Source organism: Burkholderia latens (genome assembly GCF_902499045.1).
Lineage (GTDB): Bacteria > Pseudomonadota > Gammaproteobacteria > Burkholderiales > Burkholderiaceae > Burkholderia > Burkholderia latens.
Window position 1 is genome coordinate 25,485 of the sequence record NZ_CABVPL010000036.1, and the last position, 24,904, is coordinate 50,388.

A 24,904-nucleotide genomic window follows, 5' to 3' on the forward strand; every position below is an offset into this window, starting at 1 on the left:
GGATGCCGCAAGCGCGCTGAAACCGGCCGCCGGCGGCCGTCGCCGCGTCGCCGCCGTGCGGCGGCGCGCATTCGCTCGCGGTGCGACCCGGTGCGATCGCCGGGCCGCACGACACTCGCTAGAATGGCCGTTTTCCGGGAGACAGGAAGCGATGAAAATCTACGACGCGTTCTACATCGACGGCGCATGGCGCAAACCGGCCGGAACGGGCACGATCGACGTGATCGACTCGGCCACCGAGGCCGTGATCGGCCGGATTCCCGAAGGCGTCGCATCGGACGCACGAGACGCGATCCGCGCGGCGCGCGCCGCCTTCGACGCATGGGCCGCGACGCCGGCCGCGACGCGCGCGGGCTACCTGCGCAAGATCGTCGAGCGGCTGCAGACGCGCAGCGAGGAACTCGCGCAGTCGATCACCGGCGAAGTCGGGATGCCGATCAAGCTGTCGCGCGCGATCCAGGTCGGCGGCCCGATCTACAACTGGAACGCATATGCGAAGCTCGCCGAATCGTTCGAATTCGACGCGAAGGTCGGCAACTCGCTGGTGGTGCGCGAGCCGGTCGGCGTCGTCGCGGCGATCACGCCGTGGAACTACCCGCTGAACCAGATCACGCTGAAGGTCGCGCCGGCGCTCGCGGCCGGCTGCACGGTCGTGCTCAAGCCGTCCGAAGTCGCGCCGCTCAACGCGTTCATGCTCGCCGACGCGATTCACGAAGCCGGCCTGCCGCCGGGCGTGTTCAACCTCGTGTGCGGGTACGGCCCGGTCGTCGGCGAGGTGCTGGCAACCGATCCGGACGTCGACATGGTGTCGTTCACGGGTTCGACGCGCGCGGGCAAGCGCGTGGCCGAGCTCGCGGCAGCGAGCGTGAAGCGCGTCGCGCTGGAGCTGGGCGGCAAGTCGGCGTCGGTGATTCTCGACGATGCCGATTTCGCGGCGGCAGTGAAGGGCACGGTCAACGCGTGCTACCTGAACGCGGGCCAGACCTGCTCCGCGCATACGCGGATGCTGGTGCCGGAGGCGCGCTACGACGAGGCGCGCGCGATCGCGAAGGCGGCGGCCGAAGCGTACGTCGCGGGCGATCCGCGGCACGAAGCGACGCGCCTCGGTGCGCTTGCGTCGGCCGCGCAGCAGCAGCGCGTGCACGCGTATATCCAGCGCGGAATCGACGACGGCGCGGAACTCGTGACGGGCGGCACGGGCCTGCCGGAAGGGCTCGACAAGGGCTTCTTCGTGAAGCCGACGGTGTTCGGCCGCGTCGATCCGAAATCGGCGATCGCGCAGGAAGAAATCTTCGGGCCGGTGCTGTCGATCATCACGTACCGCGACGAAGAAGAAGCGGTGCGGATCGCGAACGATTCGCCGTACGGGCTCGGCGGCGCGGTGTGGGCGGGCAGCGACGAACGCGCGATCCGTGTCGCGCGGCGTATCCGCACCGGGCAGGTCGACATCAACGGCGGCACGTGGAACGCCGCCGCGCCGTTCGGCGGCTACAAGCAGTCCGGGCATGGCCGCGAGAACGGCGTGTACGGGCTCGAAGAGTATCTGGAGTACAAGTCGATGCAGTTGAAACGCGCGCACCCGGCCTGAACGTCTTCGGATTCCGCATGACCCGCAACGGCACGCTCGCGTGCCGTTTTTTATTGACGGCCGTCAAGGTGCGCGCCGGTGGATCGCCGATGATCGCGATTCCGATTTCCGACGTTTCGACGAGGCTCCAGATGACCGTCCGCACTTCCTTCCCGCCGCTCGTGATTCGCGGCCGCACGCTGCTACCCGTGGTGCAGGGCGGCATGGGCGTCGGTATCTCCGCGCACCGTCTCGCGGGCAGCGTCGCGCGCGAAGGCGCGCTCGGCACGATCGCGAGCATCGACCTGCGGCATCACCACGCCGACCTGCTCGCGCGCTGCCGCGCGAATCCGGCCCGCGCGACGCTCGAGGCCGCGAATCTCGACGCGCTCGCGCGCGAAATCCGCCTCGCGAAGACCTACAGTGACGGCCGCGGGATGATTGCGGTCAACGTGATGAAGGCGGTGAGCGCGCACGCGGACTACGTGCGCGTCGCGTGCGACGAGGGCGCGGACGCGATCGTGATGGGCGCCGGCCTGCCGCTCGATCTGCCCGATCTCACGCAGGGCCGCGACGTCGCGCTGATCCCGATCCTGTCGGACAGCCGCGGGATCGCGCTGGTGCTGAAGAAGTGGATGAAGAAGCGGCGGCTGCCCGATGCAATCGTGATCGAACATCCGGCACGCGCGGGCGGGCACCTCGGCGTCACGCAGATCGACGACATGCACGATCCGCGCTTTGATTTCGCGCGCGTGCTCGACGAGACCGCGCAGGTGATGGCGTCGCTCGGCATCGCGCGCGACACGATCCCGCTGATCGTCGCGGGCGGGATCAACAGTCACGACACGGTGCGCGCGGCGCTCGCGGCCGGCGCGAACGGCGTTCAGGTCGGCACGCCGTTCGCGGTGACGGAAGAAGGCGACGCGCACCCGAACTTCAAGCGCGTGCTGGCCGATGCGCTGCCCGGCGACATCGTCGAATTCGTCAGCGTCACCGGACTGCCCGCGCGCGCGGTGAAGACGCCGTGGCTCGATCGCTACCTGCGCAACGAGACGCGCATCCGCGACAAGCTCGGCGCGTTCAGACAGCGCTGCCCGACGGCGCTGGAATGCCTGAGCGTCTGCGGGCTGCGTGACGGCATCGAGAAGTTCGGCCATTTCTGCATCGACACGCGGCTCGCGGCCGCGTTGCGCGGCGACGTCGCGAACGGCCTGTTCTTCCGCGGCCGCGAAGCGCTGCCGTTCGGCAACGCGATCCGCAGCGTGCGCGATCTGCTCGACCTGCTGCTGACCGGCCGTGCGGCGGAGCCTGCGACAAACCGTCCGATGTTTACGCTGGCTTGATGAACATCAAGATGGAACGAAGACCCTACGCGGAGAATGGAATCCATTCTTCAGGGGTCTGCACCATGCATAAAACGATTCGAACATGTGTCACCGCAGCCGCCGTCGCGGCGAGCTTCGTCGCGATGCCGTCGCTGTCGCACGCGGCGTCGCCGGGTGACGGGATCAATCAGGGCGACGTGCTGGTCCGGCTGCGCGCGATCAGCATCCAGCCGAACGAGCGCGCGAGCGGCACGCTCGGTGCGATCAACACCGGCGTGAACAACGCGATCGTGCCGGAGCTCGACTTCACGTACATGATCCGCGACTACCTGGGCGTGGAGCTGATCCTCGGCACGTCGCGGCACCAGATGACGTCGAGCCTCGGCAATCTCGGCGGCGTCGGCGTGCTGCCGCCGACGCTGCTGTTGCAGTACCACTTCAATCATGCGGGCAAGGTGCGTCCGTACGTCGGCGCGGGCCTGAACTACACGTACTTCTACAACAACGGACTCAACGTCGGCGGCGAGGGCGTGTCGATCAACAAGAGCAGCTTCGGTCCGGCACTGCAGTTCGGCGTCGACGTGCAGGTCACGAAGAAGGTGTTTCTGAACGTCGACGTGAAGAAGATCTGGATGAGCACCGACGCGACGCTCGGCGACAAGGGCATCGGCACGCTGCACATCGATCCGCTGATCGTCGGCGTGGGCGTCGGGATGAAGTTCTAGAAACGATACGCCCGCGCGAAACGAACAGAGTTGGGGTTGGCGGCATGGCAGTCGGCATGCCGCTCTTTTTTTATGCGGCGTCCGCGGCGGGTGTGGACAGCGGCTCGCAGCGCGCGTCGGCGCGCTCGTAATAGCGCGCCGTCGCAGGCGGCGTGTCCGGCAGCGTGAACGTCACGCGGCAGACGGTTCCATCGGGCAGCGCGGCCCGCAGTGGCGTGTGCAACTGCGCGCCCGCGAGCAGCAGCCGGCCTGCGTTGCCGGTGACGGTGACGAAGCGGTCGTGGTCGTCGACGACGGTCGACAGCACCGGCAGCGCGGTGCCGTCCGCCTGCGTCACCGTCAGCAGCACGCGCCGCGTTTGCTCGACGGCGAATTCGACGCGGCCGACGGCGCCGCGGCCGGCCGCGAGGGTTTGCATCCCGTTCTTCACGTCGACGTTGCGCGGCAGGCTTTTCGTGTTGATCCGGATGGGTGTTTGCGCGTAGGCAGGCAGCGACGCGATGACGGCGCGGCCGCGCCCATCGGTCCACACGGGGCCGGACGGAGTGGCGAGCTCGATGCCGGCGCGATCGCCGACGCGCGCGAGTGCGAAGGTTTCGCGGATCTCGTACGGAGACAGCACGCCGACGCCGCCGAGCAGCGCGACCGCGCCGCGCACGTTCATGCCGATCGTCGCACGCTCGGCGCCGTACAGCGCGGCGTTCAGGATCGTGCGCGCGGGGCCGGGCGTCGCGCTGAGCGTCGCGCGTAGCGACGGCGACCGCGATGCGGTGTCGTAGTCGGCGGCGATGCTGTAGCTTCCGGTCCGGCCGAACGTGTCGGCATAGCGCGCGCCGGCGCGCACCGCATCGCCGGAGACGTTGGCGAACGTGCTGACGCTGCGCGTGCCGATCGGGACGGTGGCGGTCACGTAGACCTGCGTGCCGGCGCCGCCGCGGGCGCCGAACGCGCGGTTCACGTTCAACGTGACCGAGCCGCGCCCGAGCGAGCGGGTCCACATGCCGGCGACGCGCTGGATCGCGGGCCCGCCGAACACCGCGATCCGCGAATAGTCGAGCGACAGCATGCCCAGCGTCCGATCGCGCCAGCCGAGCGTTGCCGCGAACTGCGTGCGCGACGGCGGTGTGAATCCATCCGTCGAACTCACCGCGTCGATCAGCTGCCGATATCCGGACGTGCGCCGCACGAACGATGCACTGGCGCTCCATGCCGCGTTGCCGCTGCTCGCCAGTGCGACTCGGGTCTGCATCCCGTGGCGGCCGGCGCTGCGGCTGACGTCGAGACCCGCGGCGGCCGAGACGCCGGCAAGCGGCGCGAACTCGATGCTCGCGGCGCCCGACTGCAGCGGCGACGACACGAGGAGGCCGCCATTGACCCGTGCACGCTGCCCGATCTGCCAGCCGCGCGTGGCGGTCGCGAGCCACGGGGCTTGCGCGTCTCCGTCGTCCTGCAGGCGGCCGACCGCGATCGACAGCCCATGCGCGGCGGCCAGGCCGGCGCCGGGCAGCGATGAACCCGGCACGGTGAAACGCTGCACGTCGCCCGTCGCCTCGACGACGGTGACGTCGAGATCCGCGGTGCCGCTGACGAGCGGCAGCGCGCCCAGCGCAAACGGGCCGGGCGGCAATTGCGACGAATGGATCAGTACGCCGAGCTGGCGCACCTCGACGCGCGCCTGCGTGCGCGCGATGCCCGTCACACGCGCGGCCGGGCCGGGCGCGGCGGACAGCGCTTCGTCGGGAAACGTCTGCACGCCGAACATGCGGCCGACCGCGAACAGCGTCGAGCGCGGGATGATCTGCCCGGCCTGCAGCGTCGTGCCGAGCGACGCGAACGTGCGCTGCGCGTACGCGGCCTGATGATCGACGCCGGCCCGGCCGTTAGCGACCGTGGCGATCTGGCTGCTGCGCACGATCCAGTCGGCTGCGTTGAAGCCGGCTTCGGTCGCCGCTTGCCAGTATTGCGACGTGCCGGCCGGATTGCGTGTGGCCGTCGCGAGCAGGTCGTAGTTGACGAGCGCGGCGAAGCCGCCGCGTGCGAACGTGTCGCCGTTGCGTGGAGCCGTATCGAGGGCATCGGCCGGCACGACGAAGTCGATGGCGCCGTCGGCGGGCCGCAGCGTCACGATCGCCTGCGGATAGGCGTGCCGGTAGTCGTGGCACGGTGGAGATCCGGTGCCGGCGTCCGCCGCGGACGCATCGCGCAGCGCGGCGGGCACGACGAGACCGGCTGCCCGCAGCAGGCCGGGCGTCGCGCACAGATTGCCGTCGTGGCCGAACCGTGCGTCGGCCCGGCCGGCGCGCTTGCCGTTGACCGTCAGCTGGACCGCAACCGTGCCTGGCATGAAGCGGGGCGCACGCGCGAAATAGCGGCCGGCCGCGGCGTCGATGCCAAGCTCGCGCAGGGCGCCGGCATCGAACTCGAGCGAGTCGGGCGGCGTGCCGCCGGCGCTGGCAGCCGCTGCGCCCGGCATGCCGCCGACGACGATGGACAGCCCGAGCGCGAGCACACCGTCGCGGACGTGGATGACGTCCGACATCGCAAATCGGGGAAACGAGGACGTGCGGCTTATCGACCTGGGCCTTGGCCTGGACCTTGGCCTGGGCGCGGGCCCGGATCGGCCGCGCCCGCGGCGAGCACCGCGTCGTAGTGCTCGACCGAGAAGCCATAGACGGTGGCGGGGAAGAGGCGCACGCGCTCGGGTGTCGCGGCCGCGGCGCCCAGCGCGATGCGGCGCGTCTGTCCGGCCAGCACGTACGGGGCCGGTAGCGACACGATCTGCTGCGTCGGCAGCAACTGCACCTTCTGTTCGAGACGCACGACGTAGCGGCTGTCGTTGCGCACGACCAGTTCGCCATTTTCGACCGACCACTTCAGCAGTTCCCACGGCTTGTCGTTGCGTGCGAGATCTTGCGGGTGGATCAGCACCGGAAGATTCTGGCGGATGATCGTCTGGATCTCGTTCTTGCCCGGACGTTTCGGCGGAATGCCGGAGAACGACACGCGCGCGAGGCGCTGCGTGTTGGGCGGTTCGTTTCCGGCGAGCACGAACCGAACGAGCTGCGTCGCGCCGCCTTCGACACGCGCGATCGGGGGCGTCGCGATGACGAATTCGGCGTTGTCTTCGGGAATCGGTTCGATCGTCGTATGAAGGAGCGTCGGATGGTTGTCCGTGTTCTTGACCGAGACGGTTCCTTCGCCGTCGGCTTCGTCGACGATCACGACCGACGTTTCGGGCACGACGCCCATTGCGTATGCGGTATTGGTACCGATGAGGCAACCGAGAAGCGGGGCGAGCAGTAACGCCCGCCGGCAGTGGCGCGCAGGAAGTTTCATGGAGGCGGATGGCTAGGCGTGGCGCAGGCGTGCGGTGCGCCGCCGCTTCGTCGAAGCGGCGGCGCGATCGACGCCTGTCAGGCGATCAGGTCAATGGAGCGACGCGTAACGGAATTACAGGTACACGAGCGAGACGGTGGCGAGACCGTCGAGGTTGATCTCCTTGCTCAGATCGAGGTTCGACGTCTTGTCGATTGCCGCCTGCACGTCGAGCGTGCCGGTGAAGACCTTCGCCGCGACCGGCACGGTCAGGCCTTTCTTGGCCCACGACTCGTAGCCGCCGGTGTTGTTGGCGATGCCGTTGGACGTCGTCCACGTGGCGCCGCTGGTACTCGAATAAATCGAATCGACCGCAACGCCGTCCGCCTGGAACGTATTCGCTCTAAAGCGGAAGGCAAAGGCGCCGATATTCTTGCCGCTCGCCGTGCCGAGGCCGAATTGCGAGCTGGGCGAATTGGACGAGCCGAAGAAATTGATATTGCCGGTAAATGCACCGGTGCCGGCACGATTATCCTGCGCGGTCAGCGCGACGCGGGCGGCGGCATCGCACGTGATCGCGATCGAATCCGAAAGGACCGGCAGCAGTGTGGGCGCGACCGGGCTGAGTTCCGCCACGCCGATCAATCCGTAATCGAACGTGCCGCCGCCGGCAAGCGTCGGCGTGCACGCGCCCGGCTTGATCTTGCCGGTGACCTTGACGTCGAACGAGTCGGCGAACGCCGATGCGCTGCCCAGCGCCAGCAGGCCCGCGATCACGAGGTGCGAGGTTTTGTTCGTCATCTTAACGAATTTCATCTGAAGGGGTTCCTGGTAACGACCGGATTTCCGATGTCGATCCGGTTATCCGGCGTTTGGATTAAAGAAAATGAAATGCTCGCCGTAATTCGAAGTGAGCGAGTGGAATTTATCAATTCGGTTGGTGAATTGAAATCGTACTCGTACATATTTTCGTGGCTGTTTTTGAGAAATTGGCGCCGTTTAATCGACAAAATAATCCGATTTATCGCGTCATGATGGTGTTTTGATCGTCACGAATGTCAGATGCGATATTTTTCAGCTTCGATTCAGACGGAGCGGCATGGATTCGCACTGAGCGGACGATGTCGAAAATGACGGCGATTCCGCATGCCGCTCGGCGCCGGACGATTGCGACGGCAGGCGCGCGGCGGCGCCGCGTCCATGGTGGTTGCCGACAGCGGGAGGCAGGAGCGGAAATGGAAGATGTCGCGGCGATGGCGACGACGCGCGCAAGGCGGCGCGAGATGCAGGAAGGGCGATGCAGGAGGCAGGTGGGGCCGGGGCGGGGTTCGGCCCGTCGACTGACGACCCGAGCGGCGGGCCGGGACGGTGGCGCCGGTGGGCGCATCGCGCCGGCATGCGCCGGCGCGGGGCGGCTTACAGCTTGTCGTACTGGAAACGCATCGCGGTGCCTTCGCGGGTGATGCGCTCCCACACCGCGCGCTTCTCGTCGTCGCTCAGGAACACCCAGTTCGACACTTCGGCGGCCGTGCGGCCGCAGCCCTTGCAGACTTCGTCGAAGAGAGTCGAGCACACGCCGATGCAGGGGCTGTCGGGCAGGTCGTGGAGATTGGAGGCCATCGGAGGGGTCGCGCCGTGAAATCGTCAGGGCGTCATTTTAATGCATGGGGCGACGCGGCCCGGTCGCGCTGGCGCAGCCGCTTTCGCGACCGCTTTGTTTTCCTGATGGACAGCCGCCGATTACCCGATAGAATTCCCCCGGAACGCCCCGCTGCGCGGGCCGCCCGAGCGGCCGGCGGCGGCAATCTGTTCCGTTTGCGCGACACGGCCATGATTTTTTTGTGACAGAGCGCGAATGATGGTAGCGTTCGGGGTTTTCGAGGGGCGGCGCGTCACGATGTGCCGCCATGACGAGGCAGACGGCAGCCGGACGCACGGTCCGGCCGGAGGGAGAACGGGATGAAGGCAAAGGTAGTGGGCCGGTTCGCAGCGCTCGCGCTGTGCGTGGGTGCATCGGCGGCGGCGGCGAAGGATACGCAGCTCAATATCTATAACTGGTCGGACTACATTGCGAAGGACACGATCCCGAACTTCGAGAAGCAGGCGGGCGTCAAGGTCCGCTACGACAACTACGACAGCGACGACACGTTGCAGGCGAAGCTGCTGACGGGCAGCTCGGGCTACGACATCGTCGTGCCGACCAGCAACTACGCGGGCAAGCAGATCGCCGCCGGCATCTTCACGCCGCTCGACAAGTCGAAGCTGCCGAACCTCAAGTACCTCGATCCGCAACTGATGGCGCTCGTCGCCGGCGCCGACCCGGGCAACAAGTACACGGTGCCCTGGGCGTACGGCACGACCGGTCTCGCGTACAACCTGACGAAGGCGCAGCAGGCGCTCGGCAAGGTGCCGCTCGACAACTGGGACATCCTGTTCAAGCCGGAAAACCTGTCGAAGCTGAAGGCCTGCGGCGTGTCCGTGCTCGACGCACCGGACCAGATGTTCGCGGCGGCGCTGCACTACATCGGCAAGGATCCGATGAGCACGAACCCGGCCGACTACAAGGCCGCGATGGACGTGCTGAAGAAGATCCGCCCGTACATCACGCAGTTCAACTCGTCGGGCTACATCAACGACCTGGTCGGCGGCGACATCTGCTTCGCGTACGGCTGGTCGGGCGACGTCGTGATCGCGAAGCATCGCGCGATCGAGGCGAAGAAGCCGTACAAGATCGAATACTACATCCCGAAGGGCGGCGCGCCGGTCTGGTTCGACGTGATGGCGATCCCGAAGGATGCGAAGAACAAGGAAGCCGCGCTGCAGTGGATCAACTACATCGAGGATCCGAAGGTGCACGCGGCGATCACGAACGCCGTGTACTACCCGAGCGCGAACGCCGAAGCGCGCAAGTACGTGCGCCCGGACGTCGCGAACGACCCGGCCGTCTATCCGCCGGCCGACGTCGTGAAGACGCTGTTCCTGCTCAAGCCGCTGCCGCCTGAAATCCAGCGTCTGCAGACGCGTCTGTGGACCGAGCTGAAATCGGGCCGCTGACGCGAGCCGCAGTGAGCCAGCAGTCATGAAGCCCCTGGTGCCCCCGGGGGCTTTGTTCGTCAAACGCAGGAGAGAAGCAGCACATCATGAATAGCCAGTCGGGCGCGCCGGTCGCGGGCGCGCCGTCCTTCGTTTCTTCGGCCGGCGCCGCCGCGCGCGCCGAGAACTTTGTCCAGATCGTCGACGTCGTCAAGAAATTCGGCGACACCGAAGTGGTGCGCAACGTGAACCTGACGGTGCGCCAGGGCGAGCTGTTCGCACTGCTCGGCAGCTCCGGTTCCGGCAAATCGACGCTGTTGCGCATGCTCGCGGGCCTCGAGACGGTCACGTCCGGAAAGATCCTGATCGACGGCGAGGACCTCGCGCAGCTGCCGCCGTACAAGCGGCCCGTGAACATGATGTTCCAGTCGTATGCGCTGTTCCCGCACATGTCGGTCGAAGCGAACGTCGCATACGGCCTGAAGCAGGAAGGCACGCCGAAGGCCGAGCTGAAGGAGCGCGTGGCCGCCGCGCTCGAACTCGTGCAGATGAGCAAGTATGCGAAGCGCAAGCCGCATCAGCTGTCGGGCGGCCAGCAGCAGCGCGTCGCGCTCGCGCGTTCGCTCGTCAAGCGCCCGAAGGTGCTGCTGCTCGACGAGCCGATGTCGGCGCTCGACAAGCAGATCCGCCAGCGCACGCAGATCGAGCTCGTCAACATCCTGAAGAAGGTGGGCGTGACCTGCATCATGGTCACGCACGACCAGGAAGAGGCGATGACGATGGCGAACCGGCTCGCGGTGATGAGCGAAGGGCAGATCGTGCAGGTCGGCTCGCCGAACGAAGTCTACGAATATCCGAACAGCCGCTTCTCGGCCGAGTTCATCGGCTCGACGAACCTGTTCGACGGCGTCACCGTCGAGGACGAACCCGACCACGTGTACATCGAATCGCCGGAGCTGCCGAGCCGGCTGTACGTGAGCCACGGGATCACAGGCCCGCTCGGGATGCCGGTCACGGTGTCGGTGCGCCCCGAGCGGATCGCGCTCACGCGCAAGCCGCCCGAAGGCGCGTTCAACTGGGCGCGCGGCAGGATCACGAACGTCGCGTACATGGGCGGCTATTCGCTGTATCACGTGAAGCTCGACGCGGGCAAGACGGTGATCGCGAACGTGTCGAGCCTCGCGATCACGGAGCTCGAGACGCCGGCGCTCGGCGACGAGATCTACGTGCGCTGGAGCGCGACCGCGGGCGTGGTGCTGACGTCATGAACGCGCTCAAGTCCCTGCTCGCGTGGCCGGTGCGGCGCTTCAACCTGACGGGCGCGACGGCGGTCGTCGCGGGGCCGTACACGTGGCTCGTGCTGTTCTTCCTCGTGCCGTTCGTGCTGGTCGTGAAGATCAGCTTCGCGGAGCTGCAGCTCGGCATCCCGCCGTACACGGAGCTCGCGTCATACGCGGACGGCGTGGTGCACATCGCGCTGAACCTGTCGCACTACGCGTTCCTGCTCACCGACAGCCTGTATTTCGCGACCTACGTGAACTCGGTGGTGGTGGCCGCGATCACGACGCTGCTGTGTCTGCTGATCGGCTACCCGATGGCGTACTACATCGCGCGCTCGAATCCGGCGACCCGCAACCTGCTGATGATGGGCGTGATGCTGCCGTTCTGGACGTCGTTCCTGATCCGCGTGTACGCGTGGATCGGGATCCTCAAGAACAACGGGCTGCTGAACAACTTCCTGATGTGGATCGGCCTGACCCACACGCCGATCGAGCTGTACCGCACGAACTACGCGGTATACATCGGGATGGTGTATTCGTACCTGCCGTTCCTCGTGATGCCGCTGTACGCGCACCTCGTGAAGATGGACCTGCGCCTGCTGGAGGCCGCGTACGACCTCGGCGCGAAGCCGTGGAAGGCGTTCGTGCAGATCACGCTGCCGCTGTCGAAGAACGGGATCATCGCGGGCTGCCTGCTGGTGTTCATTCCGGCGGTCGGCGAGTACGTGATCCCGGAACTGCTCGGCGGCGCGAACACGCTGATGATCGGCCGCGTGATGTGGAATGAATTCTTCAACAACGCAGACTGGCCGATGGCGTCGGCGGTGACCTGCGCGATGGTGCTGCTGCTGCTCGTGCCGATGGCGATGTTCCAGCACTTCCAGGCGAAGGAACAGGAGGGCCGCCGTCGATGAAGCCGAATCGTTACCTGCAGTTCGCGGCGCTGTTCGCCGGCTTCGCGTTCCTGTACATCCCGATCATCAGCCTGATCGTCTATTCGTTCAACGAATCGAAGCTCGTCACCGTGTGGTCGGGCTTCTCGTTTCGCTGGTATTCGGCGCTCGCGGAGGACGACGAGCTGCTGACGGCCGCGTGGCTGTCGCTGAAGATCGGCGTGCTGACCGCGTTCGCGTCGGTGTTCATCGGCACCTGGGCCGGCTTCGTGCTCGCACGGATGGGCCGCTTTCGCGGCTTCGCGCTGTTCAGCGGAATGATCAACGCGCCGCTCGTGATTCCCGAGGTGATCCAGGGAATCTCGCTGCTGCTGCTGTTCATCGAGCTCGCGAAGTGGATCGGCTGGCCGGCCGAGCGCGGTATGTTCACGATCTGGCTCGGCCACGTGATGCTGTGCATCTCGTACGTCGCGATCATCGTGCAGTCGCGCGTGCGCGAGCTGAACCCGTCGCTCGAGGAAGCGGCGCTCGATCTCGGCGCGACGCCGCTGAAGGTGTTCTTCACGATCACGCTGCCGCTGATCTCGCAGGCGTTGATCGCGGGCTGGCTGCTGTCGTTCACGCTGTCGATCGACGACCTCGTGCTGTCGGCGTTTCTGTCCGGCCCCGGCTCGACGACGCTGCCGCTCGTCGTGTTCTCGCGCGTGCGCCTCGGCCTGAATCCGGAGATGAACGCGCTCGCGACGCTGTTCATCGTCGCGGTGACGGCCGGCGTCGTGATCGCGAACTTCGTGATGCTGCGTCAGGAGCGCAAGCGGATGGCCGCGTTCGCCGCGTGACGGCGGGCGCGTTCGCGCGCGCAGGTTGCCGACGCAACGAAAAACGCCCGGTGCCGACGACGAGTCGGGCCGGGCGTTTCGTTTGGCAGGATGGTGCGCCGCTTGCGCGTTATGCGCCGAACGCCGCCTTTGCCAGTAGCCCGAGCGCGACGCACACGAGCACGGCCGCGAAGCCCGCTTGTACGTGCCGCGCGGCGAGGCGGCGCGACGCGCCGCGGCCGGCAGCCATGCCGAGCGCGGTCGCGACGGTGAACCACAGCGTCACGTCGAGCGGCGCGCGCGTGCCGGACACGAGCGTCGCGAGCACGCCGCCGGCGCCGACCAGCGCGATCACCATCAGCGACGTCGCGACCACGCCGTGCATCGACACGTTCGTGAGCTTGCGCAGCATCGGCACGATCACGAAGCCGCCGCCGACGCCGAGCAATCCCGTCATCAAGCCCGTGACCGCGCCGGTCGACGCGAGCGCGAGCCCGACCGGCCACGACCATACGAGCCGGCCCGTGTCGGGGTTCACGCGGCCGACGCACAGCGGTGATTCGTCCGTGTTGCCGTGCGCGTCGCGCAGCGCCTGGCGCAGCAGGCGCGCGGCCACGACGAGCATCGTCAGCGCGAACAGCGCCAGCAGCACACGTTGCGGCAGCACGTGCGCGAGCTTCACGCCGAGCGTCGTGAGCGGCACGCCGGCCACGGCCATCAGCAGCGCCGCGCGATAGCGCACGAGCCCGCGGCGAAACCCCTCGAGCGCGCCGAGCGCCGCGCTGCCCGCGACCGCGACGAGCGCGACGGGCGTGGCCTGCTGCATCGGCCAGCTCATCCCGACGACGAGCGCGGGCACCGCGAGAATGCCGCCGCCCGCGCCGGTCAGACCGAGTACGGCGCCAACGAAGCCGCCGAGTACCAGGGAAATCAGCATGGTGTCATCGCGCTCCGGTCAACGTGCGATCGCCGGCTTCGCGAGCCATTCGCGGCCCCTGAGCATCGCGTTCCAGTAGAGCGGCGGCAGCACGCGCTCCTTGAGCAGCCATGCGAGCCGCGACGGCCGCTTGCCGTCGATCAGCCACGTGGGGAAGGTCGGCGCGACCTTGCCGCCGTACAGGAACTCCGCGAGCACGATCCTGCCGCGCTCGACGGTGAGCGGGCACGACCCGTAGCCGTCGTATGCGGCGTCGCCGTGCGCACGGCCGAGCGACACGAGCAGGTTGTGCGCGACGACGGGCGCCTGCTTGCGCGCGGCCGCTGCGGTTTTCGCGTTGGTCGTGTTGGTGACGTCGCCGAGCGCATAGATGTCGGCGTGCCGCTTGTGCCGCAGCGTCGCCGGATCGACGTCCACCCAGCCGGCCGCGTCGGCGAGCGGGCTGGTGCGAACGAAGTCGGGCGCCTTCTGCGGCGGCACGACGTGGATCATGTCGAACGAACGCTCGACGGTTTCGTTGCCGCCGTCCGGCAGCGCGCGCGTGAAGATTGCGCGGCGCGCGGGCCCGTCGATCGCGACGAGGTTGTGGCCGAACGACAGCGCGATGCCGTAGCGTTTCACGTACTCCATCAGCGCGGGCACGTAGTCGGCGACGCCGAACAGTGCGCCGCCCGCATTCAGGAATTCGACGTTCGCGGCGCCGAGGCGCCCCGTGCGCCGCCAGTGATCGCACGACAGGTACATCGCCTTCTGCGGCGCGCCCGCGCACTTGATCGGCATCGGCGGCTGCGTGAACAGCGCATTGCCGCCGCGGAACGCCTGCGCGAGTTCCCATGTGTACGGCGCGAGATCGTAGCGGTAGTTCGACGTGACGCCGTTGCGGCCCAGCGTGTGAGCGAGACCGTCGATCGCGTGCCAGTCCAGCTCGAGCCCCGGGCATACGACGAGCTTGCGGTAGCCGAGGCGCCGGCCGTCGTCCAGTACGACCGCATGGGCGTCGGGCTCGAAACCGCCGACGGCCGCCTGGATCCATTTCACGCCGCGCGGCAGTACGTCGGCCATCGGCCGTGCGGTCGTGCCCGGCTGGAACACGCCCGCGCCGACCATCGTCCAGCCTGGCTGGTAGTAGTGCGTGTCGGCCGGGTCGATCATCGCGATGTCGAGCGACGCATCGCGTGCGAGCAGGCTCGCTGCAACCGCGACGCCGGCCGCGCCCGCGCCGACGATCACAATGTCGTGCCGCGCGTCGATGGCCGATGCGGCGAGCTGGGGCGAGACCGACGGCGCGTCGGTCAGCGTGCGGAGGGTCATGTCGGGGTCTCCTGTCGGGGCGGCTCAGATCGCGTCGAGCGGGATCTTCAGATAGCGCACGCCGTTGCTCTCGGGCTCGGGCAGGTGGCCGGCGCGCATGTTGACCTGCACGGACGGCAGCATCAGCACCGGCATGTCGAGCGTCGCGTCGCGCGCGGTGCGCATGTCGACGAACGCGTCCTCGGTCACGCCGTCCTTCACGTGCACGTTCGCGCGGCGCTGCTCGGCGACCGTCGTCACGAACTGCACGTCGCGGCCGCCCGGCTGGTAGTCGTGGCACAGATACAGACGCGTGTCGGGCGGCAGCGCGAGCACGCGCGCGATCGAGCGGTACAGCGTGCGCGCGTCGCCGCCCGGGAAGTCGCAGCGCGCGGTGCCGTAGTCGGGCATGAACAGCGTGTCGCCGACGAACGCCGCACGCTGCGTCGCGTCGTCGACGCAGTAGGTCACGCATGCGGGCGTATGGCCCGGCGTATGCATCGCGCGGATCGTCAGCGCGCCGAGCGCGAGCGTGTCGCCGTCGTCGAGCAGGCGGTCGAATTGGCTGCCGTCGTGCACGAAGCCGGGGCCGGCGTTGAACAGCGCGGCGAACACGTGCTGCACGCGGCGCACGTGCGAGCCGATCGCGATCTGTCCGCCGACGTGCGCCTTCAGGTACGGCGCGGCCGACAGGTGATCGGCATGCACGTGTGTCTCCAGCAGCCAGTGGACGGCCGCGCCCAGTTCCGCGACGCGCGCGATCAGCCGGTCGGCGCTGGCCGTGTGCGTGCGGCCGGATTTCGGATCGTAGTCGAGCACGCTGTCGATCAGCGCGCACGCGCGGCTTTCGGTGTCGAGCAGCAGATAGCTGACGGTGTGGGTCGCCGGGTCGAAAAAGCCTTCGACCGACAACTGGGGGGCATGGCTCACGGGGTGTCCTCGATCGGGTTCTGCAACTGCAATCGCACTTCATCGATCAAGAAGCGTGCCAATCCGCGCCCGGCCGCGGGCCGGTATCGCAGGTCATTGATTCTGCGCGGTTTTCTGGTGCGTTCTCGGGGTGTGGCGGACACGGCCGGCGGGTCGTCGTCAACGTGGACTGCCATGTCTGGCAGTGTCGTGGCAGAATTGGCAGCCGGTCTGGCAGTTCGTCGGGCCATTCGCATCGGGCTTTCCCCATGAATCCGCACGACACCATTCCGATCGTTCCCGCGCCGTCGCGCGACGTGACGCCCGACGTGCGCGCGCTCGTCGCATATCTCGAACAGGATCCGCAGCCGATGATCGTCGTCGATCCCGACTACCGGATTCTCGCGGCGAACGATGCGTACCGGCGCCAGTTCGGCGTGGCCGGTGTCGAGCACGTGGGCCGGCGCTGCTTCCAGGTCTCGCATCACTACGACGTGCCGTGCGACCAGGCCGGCGAGCATTGCCCGATGAAGCAGGCGCTCGAGTCGCGCGGGCTGAACCGTGTGCTGCACATCCATCACACGCCGCGCGGCCCCGAGCATGTCGACGTCGAGCTGCGGCCGATCTTCGATGCGCGAGGCGACGTGATCGCGTACGTCGAGCGACTGACGACGGTGCGCAGCGCATCCGCGCAGCCGAGCGCGGAAGGGCTCGTCGGCGGCTCCGATGCGTTCAATGCGGCGCTCGGCGCGCTGCAGCGCGTAGCGCCGTCGATGCTGCCCGTGCTGTTGCTCGGCGAATCGGGCACCGGCAAGGAGCTGTTCGCCCGCGCGCTGCACGAGGCGAGCGAGCGTGCGCTGGGGCCGTTCGTCGTCGTCGATTGTTCGGGCATCGCCGAGACGCTGTTCGAGAGCGAGTTGTTCGGCTACGAGAAGGGCGCGTTCACGGGCGCGAACCAGCGCAAGCCGGGCCTCGTCGAGACCGCGCAGGGCGGCACGCTGTTTCTCGACGAAATCGGCGACGTGCCGCTGCCGATGCAGGTGAAGCTGCTGCGGCTGATCGAGTCGGGCACGTTCCGGCGCGTCGGCGGCGTCGAGGCGTTGCGCGCGGATTTCCGGCTCGTCGCGGCCACGCACAAGCCGTTGCGCGAGATGATCGACGATGGCCGCTTCCGCCAGGACCTGTACTACCGGATCAACGCGTTCCCGATTCCGCTGCCCGCGCTGCGCGAACGGCGCGGCGACGTCGCGCTGCTGGCCGAATCGATCCTGCGGCGCATCGCGAACGCGCGCGCCAGCGCGGGCGATGCGAATGCGCGGCCGTTCGCGGCCCGGCCGTATGTACTGACCCAGCGCGCTCGCGCGTGCCTCGATGCGTACGCATGGCCCGGCAACATCCGCGAGCTGCGCAACGTGCTCGAGCGCGCGTGCCTGTTCGCGGACGACGGCACGATTCGCGTCGAGCATCTGCCGGCCGAGCTGGTCGCGGCAGCGGCCGCGCCGCCGACGCATGCGTCGCACGCGCGCGGCGTGTCGGATGCCGAACTCGTGCGGATCGCGAGCACGTTCGACGGTACGCGCAAGCAGTTGGCCGGGCACGTCGGGATGAGCGAGCGCACGCTGTACCGGCGGATGAAGGCGCTCGGGCTCGGTATGCGCGGGCGGTGAGCGGTAAGCAGCGGCGGCCGCGCCGGCTGGCCGGCCGTGCGCCGCCCCGTCGGGCGACCCACGGCGCGGGCGGCGCGCACTGCACGATGCGCGCTTGCCGCCCGCATCGTCACCGGATCAACGCGCCGGCGCCAGCTGCGACACCGCGTCGCGCATGAAGCCGAGCAGCGTGTCGTCGGCCCACGAGCCCTGCGTCAGCGCCGGCTCGGTCATCATTGCCTTGCGGAATTTCGCATGCGTGACCGGATCGTCGCCCGCATAGCTGCGGAACAGTTCCATCCAGCGCTGCGCGAGCGCACGACCCTCCGGCGAATCGGGGCGCTTGCCGGCGTCGATCGCATCGCGCACGTCCGCCATCAGCTGCGGCCATTCCATCGCGCGTTCGCCGTAGTGCGCGCGCATGAAGCGAATCTCGTCCGGGCTCAGGTACTTCTCGAAGATCCGCATCTTCGTTTCGGCCACCGCCTTCAGCACGTAGTCGCGCAGCGCGGTCGAGATGCCGATCTGCGACTGCATCGACGGCTCGCGCTCGTGCATCAGGTTCAGCTTCGCGAGCAGCCGCGGGTCGTTGTTCGTGTCGCGCACGAGCAGCGTCATCCAGCGATCGGCGAGCGCGCGCACGCGCTCGTCCTCGGGCGGCACGCCGGCGTCGTGCAGCGCACGCACGTCGGCGACGAGCGCGATCCACTCGGCGTCGCCGGTCTGGCTCTTGCGGTACATCGGCATGCGCGCGAGTTCTTCCTCGGAAAAGTATTTGTCGTACACGGTCATCAACTCCAGTGTGGTGAGCCAGTCGGCCAGCTCCGGCTGCGTGCCCGCGGCGAGCTGCGCGTGCAGGTGCACGAGCCGCTCGCGCAACTGCGCGGCTTGCGCGAGCTGGCGGTCGAGCGACGCGATCTGCTTCGCGACGAGCTCGACGAGCGGGGTGCCGGGCTGGTTCAGGTAATCGCCGATTTCGGCGAGCGACAGTCCGAAGCGGCGCAATGCCTGGATCTGGTGGAGCCGGGCGATGTCGTCGCGGTCGTACAGCCGGTAGCCGTTGTCGGCGCGCGCCGAAGGCGTCAGCAGGCCGATCGCGTGATAGTGATGAAGCGTGCGGACGGTCAGCCCGCTGCGTTTCGCCAGTTCTCCCACTTTCAGCCGCATGTTGTCCTCCGTTCGGTGCGCACACTGGAGTCTCGAACGTTACGCTACGTGAGGGTCAAGCGGAAGATTGCAGAGCGGCGCGCGGGAGGTTCCGCGCGCCGTGTCGCCGGTCGTGCCGCGAACGCGCGTTATTGCGCCGACGGCCGTGCGTCGGGCGTGGCCGCGCGGGCCTGGGCGCCGGGGACGTCGTGATCCGCGTTGCCCGTGATGCCGGCTGTATCGACATTCGCGGCATTCGCGGCTTTGGCCGTGTTGCCGGCCGCGTCGGCCGGCGGCGTGCCCATCGCCTGATAAAGCCGCGCGGTATCCGCGAAGCGCGCGCCGGTCGCGCGGATCTCGTCGAGCCGCGCATTGCGATACTGCAGTTCGCTCGCGCGCGCGGCCGACGGCGGCAACGCGCCGAGCCGCACGCGGGCCGCCGCGTCGTCGTAAGCGCCACGCGCGGACAGCGCGGCGCGCGACGACGCATCGAGCGCCTCCGCGTCGTGCTCGAGCGCGGCGAGCGAATCGGCGACGTTCTGGAATGCGGCGAGCACGGTCTGCTTGTACTGGTCGACCGCGGCCTCGTACGTCGCCTTCGCCGCACGACGCTGCGCAAGCAGCGCGCCGCCATGGAACAGCGGCTGGCTCAGCGACGCGCCGACGTTCCAGATCGTGCCGGCGCCCGACAGCATCGCCGGCCAGCTGAAGCCGCCTTTGCCCATCGCCGCCGACAGCGACAGCTGCGGGAACAGCTGCGCGGTCGCGACGCCGACTTCGGCGGCGGCCGCCTTCAGCCCCGCGTCGGCCGCCTGGATGTCGGGGCGGCTTTGCAGCAGGTCCGACGGCACGACCACTGGCACCTGCTCGGGCAGGTGCAAGTCGGCGAGCGCGAGATCGGCGGGAGGCCGGTCCGGCGTGCGGCCGACCAGCACGGCCAGTGCGTGGCGGGCGGCGTCGCGCTGCTGGCGCAGTGCGGGCAGGCTTGCGGCGAAGGTGTCGGCGCTTTGCCGGGCGTTCAGCGCATCGCTGCGCGAGGCGGAACCGAGCGCGTAGCGGCGCTCGGCATCGTGCGCCTGATCGTTCGCGAGCGCGACGAGCCGCTCGGTCGTCTCGATCTGCGCATTGAGCACCGACACGGTGATCGATGCGGTCACGATGTTCGCGGCCAGCGCGCGCCGCGCCGATTCGAGCTGGAACGCGCTGACGTCGACGCGTTTCTCGAGCGCGCGGTTCGCGAAGCGCGCCGCGCCGAACAGGTCCAGCGTATAGCTCGCCTGCAGTTGCCCGACGAACGTGTCGTACAGCAGCGTCGGCGCGCCGAGCGCGGGGATCGGCACGCCGAGCGCGCGCTGGCGCGCGGCCTGGCCGCCGGCGTCGATCGACGGCAGCATCGAGCTGCCGATCTGCGCGCGCAGTTGCTCGCGCGCGGCATCGAGCGAATGCGCCGCTGCGCCGAGCGTCGGGCTGTTGCGCAGCCCTTCGTCGACGAGTGCGTTGAGCGCGTCGGAGCGGTACTGCGTCCACCAGTCGGGCACCGGTTGCGCGCCGACCTCGAACTGCTGCGCGATGCCTTGCGCGGACACCGTCCGCTCGACTTGCGGCGCGGCGCCGTAGTGCGCGGGCGACGGCATCGCGGGCGGCTCGCCGCTCGGCGCAAACCATGCGCAGCCCGCGAGCGGGCCGGCGAGGCTCGCCACTGCGAGCGCCCGCACGGTTTTCGTTTTCAAAGTCATCGATCGATTCATGGTCAGGCTCCCGACGGCGCGGCCGGCGTGCTGCCGCCTGGCGGCGGGCCGTCGTGCGGGTCGCGTTCGTCGCGCTTCACGCGGAACCACGCGGCGTACAGCGCGGGCAGGTAAAACAGCGTCAGCACGGTCGCGCTCGTGATCCCACCCATCAGCGCGGTCGCCATCGGCCCGAAGAAGTTCGAGCGCAACAGCGGGATCAGCGCGAGCACGGCGGCCGCGGCGGTCAGCGTGATCGGGCGGAAGCGCCGCACGGTCGCGCCGACGATCGCATCGAAGCGTCCGTGTCCGGCCGCGATGTCCTGCTCGATCTGGTCGACGAGAATCACCGAGTTGCGCATGATGATCCCGAACATCGCGATCACGCCGAGCATCGCGACGAAGCCGAACGGCTGGCCGAACAGCAGCAGCGCGCCGACCACGCCGATCAGCCCGAGCGGCGCGGTCAGCACGACCATCAGCACGCGCGAGAAGCTTTGCAGCTGGATCATCAGCAGCGTGAACACGGCGATCGCCATCAGTGGCATCTGCGCGTTGATCGAGCTCTGCGCCTTCGCGCTTTCCTCGACCGACCCGCCGATGTTGACCTGATAGCCGACCGGCAGTTGCGCACGCAACGTGTTCAGCTTGCCGTCGATCGCATGCGTGACGTCGATGCCCTGCGCGCCGGCGCGCACGTCGGACTGCACGGTGATCGTCGGCTGGCGGTCGCGCTCCCACACGACGCCGTATTCGAGCGTCGGCGTGAAGCGGCCGAGCGAGCCGAGCGGCACCGGGCCGTTCGGCGTCGGCAGCGCGAGGCCCGCGAGCTTCGCCGGATCGACGCGATCGGGGCGCGGCGCGCGCAGGTCGACCGCGATCAGCTTGTCGCGTTCGCGGTATTGCGTGACGGTCGTGCCGGACAGCGTCATCGCGAGGAAGCTCGACACGTCCTGCGACGTCACGTTCAGCTCGCGCGCCTTCTTCTGGTCGAGCTCGAAGCGCACCGAGCGCTCGGCCGGTTCGTCCCAGTCGAACTGCACGTTGACCGTGCGCGCGTCGCCGCGCATCGTCGCCGCGACTTGCTCGGCGATCGAGCGCACCTGCGCGATGTCGTCGCCGCTCACGCGGAACTGCACCGGATAGCCGACCGGCGGCCCGTTTTCGAGCCGCGACAGCCGCCAGCGCACGGCCGGGAACTGGTCGCGCAGCGTGGTTTCGAGCCAGGTCGCCAGCTTCTCGCGATCCTCGACCGATTTCGCGGTGACGACGAACTGCGCGAAGTTCGGCAGCTGCAGCTGCTGGTCGAGCGGCAAGTAGAAGCGCGGCGCGCCGCTGCCGACGAAGTTCACCGAATGATCGATCTCCGGCCGCTTGTCGAGCACCTTCTCCAGGCGTTCGGTCTCGCGCAGCGTCGCCGCGAACGATGCGCCTTCCGGCAGCCGCAGGTCGACCAGCAGCTCGGGCCGATCGGAGCTCGGGAAGAACTGCTGCGGCACGAGCGTGAAGCCCAGCAGCGCGACGACGAAGAGCGCGCCGGTGATCAGCAGCACGACGAAGCGCCGCTCGATGCACCAGTCGATCCAGCCGCGCAGCCGCGTGTAGAAGCGCGTGTCGTAGATGTCGTGCTCGTGGTCGTCCGGCAGGTGCGCTTCGTGCGCATGCTTCTTGCGCTCGGGCAGCAGGTGATAGCCGAGCAGCGGGATCAGCACGACGGCCGCGAACCACGAGGCGATCAGCGCGATCGCCGACACTTCGAAGATCGAGCGCGTGTACTCGCCGGTGCTCGATTTCGCGAGCGCGATCGGCAGGAAGCCCGACACCGTGACGAGCGTGCCCGTGAGCATCGGGAACGCGGTGCTCGTGTACGCGAACGCGGCGGCGCGCGCGCGGCTGTAGCCCTGTTCGAGCTTCACGGCCATCATCTCGACCGCGATGATCGCGTCGTCGACGAGCAGCCCGAGCGCGAGCACGAGCGTGCCGAGCGACACCTTGTGCAGTCCGATGTCGAACAGGTACATGAACAGCGCGGTGACGGCGAGCACGACCGGAATCGAGATCACGACGACCATCCCGGTGCGCAGGCCCAGCGACACGAGGCTCACGACGAGCACGATCGCGACCGCTTCGGCGACGGCTTCGAGGAAGTCGTCGACCGAATGCGACACCGCGTGCGGCATGCTCGACACCTCGGTCAGCTTCAGGCCGGCCGGCAGCTGCGCCTGCAACGTCTTCGATTCGGCATCGAGCGCCTTGCCGAGCCGGATCACGTCGCCGCCCGGCTGCATCGTCACGCCGATGCCGAGCACCGCGTGCCCGTTCGCGCGCATCTGCGTCACTTGAGGATCGTCGTAGCCGCGTTTCACGGTTGCGAGATCGCCGAGCCGGAACGTGCGGCCGTTGATGCGGATCAGCGTGTCGGCGATCGCGGCGACGTTGTCGAACTGGCCGCTCGGCCGCACGAACACGCGATCGTCGGCGGTCGTCAGCACGCCGGCCGACGAGATGTCGTTCTGCGCGTTGATCGCCCGCCCGAGCTGCTGCGGCGAGATGCCGAGCCGCGTGAGCTGCGCGTTGTTCACCTCGATGAAGATCCGCTGGTCGGGGTCGCCGAAATAGTCGACCTTGCCGACGCCCGGCACGCGCAGCAGCACCGTGCGCAGCTGGTCCGCGTAGTCGTGCAGCTGCGCGGGTGTGAAGCCGTCGCCTTCGAGCGTCCAGATGTTGGTGTAGACGTCGCCGAATTCGTCGTTGAAGAACGGGCCCTGCACGCCGGGCGGCAGCGTATAGCCGATGTCGCCCACCTTCTTGCGGATCTGGTACCAGGTTTCCGGCACGTCCTTCACGGGCGCCGAATCCTTCATCGTGAAGAAGATCAGCGATTCGCCGGGGCGTGAATAGCTGCGCAGGAAGTCGATGGCCGGCGTTTCCTGCAGCTTGCGGCCGATCCGGTCCGTCACCTGTTCCTGCACCTGCCGCGCGGTCGCGCCGGGCCAGAACGTGCGGATCACCATCACGCGGAACGTGAACGGCGGGTCTTCGGATTGCGCAAGCCGCGTGTACGCGAGGATGCCCGCAAGCGTCGCGAGCGCGATCAGGTAGACGACCAGCGCCTGATGGCGCAGCGCCCATGCCGACAGATTGAACCGGCCTTCTTCGCGGGGGCCGGTCATGACGCGAAATCCTCCGGATGCAGCGGTGCAACCACGCGCACCTTCTCGCCCGCGCTGACCGTATGCACGCCTTGCAGCACGACGCGCTCGCCGGGCTGCAGCCCGCGCGACACGATGACGGTGCGCTCGCTGAAGCGCGCGACGTCGACGCGGCGCAGTTCCAGCGTGTCGTCCTTCGTACGCACGACCCACACGGCCGGATGCGGGCCGTCGTGGAACAGCGCGGTCGCGGGCAGCGTGATGCCCGGCGCGTCGCCAGCCGCCGGCGCGCCGTCGAACGCGACGTTCGCGGTCATCCCGAGCCGCACGGCCGGGTCGGGCGCGGCGAGCGTGAGCCGCACGCGCCAGGTGCGGCTCTGCGGATCGGCAGCCGGCGCGATCTCGCGCACCTTCGCCGCGAACTGGCGGCCCGGCAGCGACGGCAGCGTGACGCTCGCCGCGTGGCCGGGCTTGAGCGACGCGAGCGCGGCTTCGGGCACGTCGCTGACGACGTCGACGTCGCCGGACCATGCGAGCTGATAGACGGGCTGGCCGGCCGACACGTTCTGGCCGGTGTCGGCCTGTTCGGCGGTGATGGTGCCCGCGTGATCGGCGACGAGCGTCGCGTAGCGGAGCTGGTTCTTCGCGAGCGCGAGCTGCTGCTGCGCCTGGTTGCGCTGCGCGAGCGCCGACGTGTAGCTGTTTTCGGTCTGTTCGAGCTGCGCGGCCGCGATCAGGTTTTCGCGCGCCTGCGCGCGATCGCGGTCGAGCTGCTGCTTCGCGAACGCGAGGCTGTGCGACGCGGCATCGAACTGCGCCTGCGCGCTGGCGGCGTTCTTCTCGGCGTCGGACGGATCGAGCAGCGCGACGACCTGGCCGGCCTTGACCGTATCGCCGAGCCGCACCTTGCGCTCGACGATCTTGCCCGCGATACGGAACGACAGCGGCGTTGCATAGCGCGGCTGGATCTCGCCGGGCAGCGTGGTCGCGGCAGCGGCACCGTCGGCGTGCGCGGGCAGCGCGACGACCGGGCGCGGCGCGGGCGGCGCGGCTTCCTTCGGATGACAGGCGGCGAGGACGAGCGCGGTGCCGACCAGCAGCACGGCGCGGGAACCGGAGCGATTCACGAAACCCCCAGAGC

Annotated in this window: 18 protein-coding genes and 1 pseudogene; 8 read left to right on the forward strand and 11 right to left on the reverse strand. The window is 68.5% G+C overall.

What is annotated here, in order from left to right; all coding sequences use genetic code 11:
• Positions 1–151 precede the first annotated feature (151 nt).
• The 3 genes from BSE24067_RS22020 to BSE24067_RS22030 all read left to right on the forward strand — a co-directional run bounded on the left by BSE24067_RS22020 (position 152) and on the right by BSE24067_RS22030 (position 3,617).
• Positions 152–1,588, forward strand: a complete 1,437-nt coding sequence (locus tag BSE24067_RS22020; protein WP_151064782.1) for an aldehyde dehydrogenase family protein — start codon at positions 152–154, stop codon at positions 1,586–1,588.
• A gap of 131 nt (positions 1,589–1,719) precedes the next feature.
• The gene (locus tag BSE24067_RS22025; protein ID WP_151064784.1) at positions 1,720–2,910 is read left to right on the forward strand and encodes an NAD(P)H-dependent flavin oxidoreductase; all 1,191 of its coding nucleotides are present in this window, start codon (positions 1,720–1,722) and stop codon (positions 2,908–2,910) included.
• 65 nt (positions 2,911–2,975) lie between these two features.
• Entirely contained in the window at positions 2,976–3,617 is a 642-nt protein-coding gene (locus BSE24067_RS22030; protein ID WP_151064785.1) for an OmpW/AlkL family protein, read from the forward strand.
• 70 nt (positions 3,618–3,687) lie between these two features.
• On the opposite strand, the gene BSE24067_RS22035 is transcribed toward BSE24067_RS22030, so the two are convergent.
• The 4 genes from BSE24067_RS22035 to BSE24067_RS22050 all read right to left on the reverse strand — a co-directional run bounded on the left by BSE24067_RS22035 (position 3,688) and on the right by BSE24067_RS22050 (position 8,552).
• Positions 3,688–6,156 (reverse strand): fimbria/pilus outer membrane usher protein, encoded by a 2,469-nt coding sequence (locus BSE24067_RS22035; protein ID WP_151064787.1) that lies wholly within the window; start codon positions 6,154–6,156, stop codon positions 3,688–3,690.
• Between the two features lie 29 nt (positions 6,157–6,185).
• Positions 6,186–6,953, reverse strand: coding sequence for a fimbria/pilus chaperone family protein (locus BSE24067_RS22040; RefSeq protein WP_151064789.1), 768 nt, complete (start codon positions 6,951–6,953; stop codon positions 6,186–6,188).
• Positions 6,954–7,067: 114 nt separating this feature from the next.
• Positions 7,068–7,709, reverse strand: a complete 642-nt coding sequence (locus BSE24067_RS22045) for a DUF1120 domain-containing protein (protein ID WP_244122276.1) — start codon at positions 7,707–7,709, stop codon at positions 7,068–7,070.
• Between the two features lie 639 nt (positions 7,710–8,348).
• Entirely contained in the window at positions 8,349–8,552 is a 204-nt protein-coding gene (locus tag BSE24067_RS22050) for a DUF1289 domain-containing protein (RefSeq protein ID WP_006493160.1), read from the reverse strand.
• 339 nt (positions 8,553–8,891) lie between these two features.
• On the opposite strand from BSE24067_RS22050, the gene BSE24067_RS22055 reads away from it, so the two are divergent.
• The 4 genes from BSE24067_RS22055 (at position 8,892) to BSE24067_RS22070 (ending at position 12,977) form a co-directional block, all read left to right on the forward strand.
• Positions 8,892–9,986 (forward strand): polyamine ABC transporter substrate-binding protein, encoded by a 1,095-nt coding sequence (locus tag BSE24067_RS22055; RefSeq protein WP_151064792.1) that lies wholly within the window; start codon positions 8,892–8,894, stop codon positions 9,984–9,986.
• Positions 9,987–10,072: 86 nt separating this feature from the next.
• Positions 10,073–11,233: an ABC transporter ATP-binding protein gene (locus BSE24067_RS22060; protein ID WP_151064794.1), complete on the forward strand. Its 1,161-nt coding sequence runs from the start codon at positions 10,073–10,075 to the stop codon at positions 11,231–11,233.
• On the forward strand, positions 11,230–12,159 hold the full coding sequence (locus BSE24067_RS22065) for an ABC transporter permease subunit (RefSeq protein ID WP_151064795.1): 930 nt from the start codon (positions 11,230–11,232) through the stop codon (positions 12,157–12,159). Before BSE24067_RS22060 ends, BSE24067_RS22065 begins: the two co-directional genes overlap by 4 nt.
• Positions 12,156–12,977, forward strand: coding sequence for an ABC transporter permease subunit (locus BSE24067_RS22070; RefSeq protein WP_151064797.1), 822 nt, complete (start codon positions 12,156–12,158; stop codon positions 12,975–12,977). The genes BSE24067_RS22065 and BSE24067_RS22070 overlap by 4 nt, the downstream gene beginning before the upstream one ends.
• A gap of 109 nt (positions 12,978–13,086) precedes the next feature.
• On the opposite strand, the gene BSE24067_RS22075 is transcribed toward BSE24067_RS22070, so the two are convergent.
• From BSE24067_RS22075 to BSE24067_RS22085, 3 genes and pseudogenes are all read right to left on the reverse strand, one after another.
• Entirely contained in the window at positions 13,087–13,893 is an 807-nt protein-coding gene (locus BSE24067_RS22075) for a sulfite exporter TauE/SafE family protein (RefSeq protein WP_151064799.1), read from the reverse strand.
• Positions 13,894–13,911: 18 nt separating this feature from the next.
• Positions 13,912–15,138, reverse strand: a pseudogene (locus tag BSE24067_RS22080) (NAD(P)/FAD-dependent oxidoreductase); the annotation flags it as partial.
• A gap of 90 nt (positions 15,139–15,228) precedes the next feature.
• Entirely contained in the window at positions 15,229–16,113 is an 885-nt protein-coding gene (locus tag BSE24067_RS22085; RefSeq protein ID WP_151064801.1) for an MBL fold metallo-hydrolase, read from the reverse strand.
• Positions 16,114–16,361: 248 nt separating this feature from the next.
• On the opposite strand from BSE24067_RS22085, the gene BSE24067_RS22090 reads away from it, so the two are divergent.
• A complete protein-coding gene (locus tag BSE24067_RS22090; RefSeq protein ID WP_151064802.1) occupies positions 16,362–17,759 on the forward strand; it encodes a sigma-54 interaction domain-containing protein in 1,398 nt (465 codons plus the stop codon).
• Between the two features lie 117 nt (positions 17,760–17,876).
• Here the strand turns inward: BSE24067_RS22090 and BSE24067_RS22095 are convergent, their stop codons facing one another.
• The 4 genes from BSE24067_RS22095 to BSE24067_RS22110 form a co-directional block, all read right to left on the reverse strand.
• Positions 17,877–18,905, reverse strand: coding sequence for a MerR family transcriptional regulator (locus BSE24067_RS22095; RefSeq protein ID WP_151064804.1), 1,029 nt, complete (start codon positions 18,903–18,905; stop codon positions 17,877–17,879).
• A 128-nt stretch (positions 18,906–19,033) separates the two neighbouring features.
• Positions 19,034–20,632, reverse strand: coding sequence for an efflux transporter outer membrane subunit (locus BSE24067_RS22100; RefSeq protein ID WP_151064805.1), 1,599 nt, complete (start codon positions 20,630–20,632; stop codon positions 19,034–19,036).
• Between the two features lie 2 nt (positions 20,633–20,634).
• Positions 20,635–23,784, reverse strand: coding sequence for an efflux RND transporter permease subunit (locus tag BSE24067_RS22105; protein WP_151064807.1), 3,150 nt, complete (start codon positions 23,782–23,784; stop codon positions 20,635–20,637).
• Positions 23,781–24,890 (reverse strand): efflux RND transporter periplasmic adaptor subunit, encoded by a 1,110-nt coding sequence (locus BSE24067_RS22110; RefSeq protein ID WP_151064809.1) that lies wholly within the window; start codon positions 24,888–24,890, stop codon positions 23,781–23,783. The genes BSE24067_RS22105 and BSE24067_RS22110 overlap by 4 nt, the downstream gene beginning before the upstream one ends.
• Between the last annotated feature and the right edge of the window lie 14 nt (positions 24,891–24,904).

Coding starts and splice junctions, on each gene's coding strand:
- BSE24067_RS22020 (WP_151064782.1), top strand. CDS start 152: ATGAAAATCTACGACGCGTTCTACATCGACGGCGCATGGCGCAAACCG.
- BSE24067_RS22025 (WP_151064784.1), top strand. CDS start 1,720: ATGACCGTCCGCACTTCCTTCCCGCCGCTCGTGATTCGCGGCCGCACG.
- BSE24067_RS22030 (WP_151064785.1), top strand. CDS start 2,976: ATGCATAAAACGATTCGAACATGTGTCACCGCAGCCGCCGTCGCGGCG.
- BSE24067_RS22035 (WP_151064787.1), bottom strand. CDS start 6,156: ATGTCGGACGTCATCCACGTCCGCGACGGTGTGCTCGCGCTCGGGCTG.
- BSE24067_RS22040 (WP_151064789.1), bottom strand. CDS start 6,953: ATGAAACTTCCTGCGCGCCACTGCCGGCGGGCGTTACTGCTCGCCCCG.
- BSE24067_RS22050 (WP_006493160.1), bottom strand. CDS start 8,552: ATGGCCTCCAATCTCCACGACCTGCCCGACAGCCCCTGCATCGGCGTG.
- BSE24067_RS22055 (WP_151064792.1), top strand. CDS start 8,892: ATGAAGGCAAAGGTAGTGGGCCGGTTCGCAGCGCTCGCGCTGTGCGTG.
- BSE24067_RS22060 (WP_151064794.1), top strand. CDS start 10,073: ATGAATAGCCAGTCGGGCGCGCCGGTCGCGGGCGCGCCGTCCTTCGTT.
- BSE24067_RS22065 (WP_151064795.1), top strand. CDS start 11,230: ATGAACGCGCTCAAGTCCCTGCTCGCGTGGCCGGTGCGGCGCTTCAAC.
- BSE24067_RS22070 (WP_151064797.1), top strand. CDS start 12,156: ATGAAGCCGAATCGTTACCTGCAGTTCGCGGCGCTGTTCGCCGGCTTC.
- BSE24067_RS22075 (WP_151064799.1), bottom strand. CDS start 13,893: ATGCTGATTTCCCTGGTACTCGGCGGCTTCGTTGGCGCCGTACTCGGT.
- BSE24067_RS22090 (WP_151064802.1), top strand. CDS start 16,362: ATGAATCCGCACGACACCATTCCGATCGTTCCCGCGCCGTCGCGCGAC.
- BSE24067_RS22095 (WP_151064804.1), bottom strand. CDS start 18,905: ATGCGGCTGAAAGTGGGAGAACTGGCGAAACGCAGCGGGCTGACCGTC.
- BSE24067_RS22100 (WP_151064805.1), bottom strand. CDS start 20,632: ATGAATCGATCGATGACTTTGAAAACGAAAACCGTGCGGGCGCTCGCA.
- BSE24067_RS22105 (WP_151064807.1), bottom strand. CDS start 23,784: ATGACCGGCCCCCGCGAAGAAGGCCGGTTCAATCTGTCGGCATGGGCG.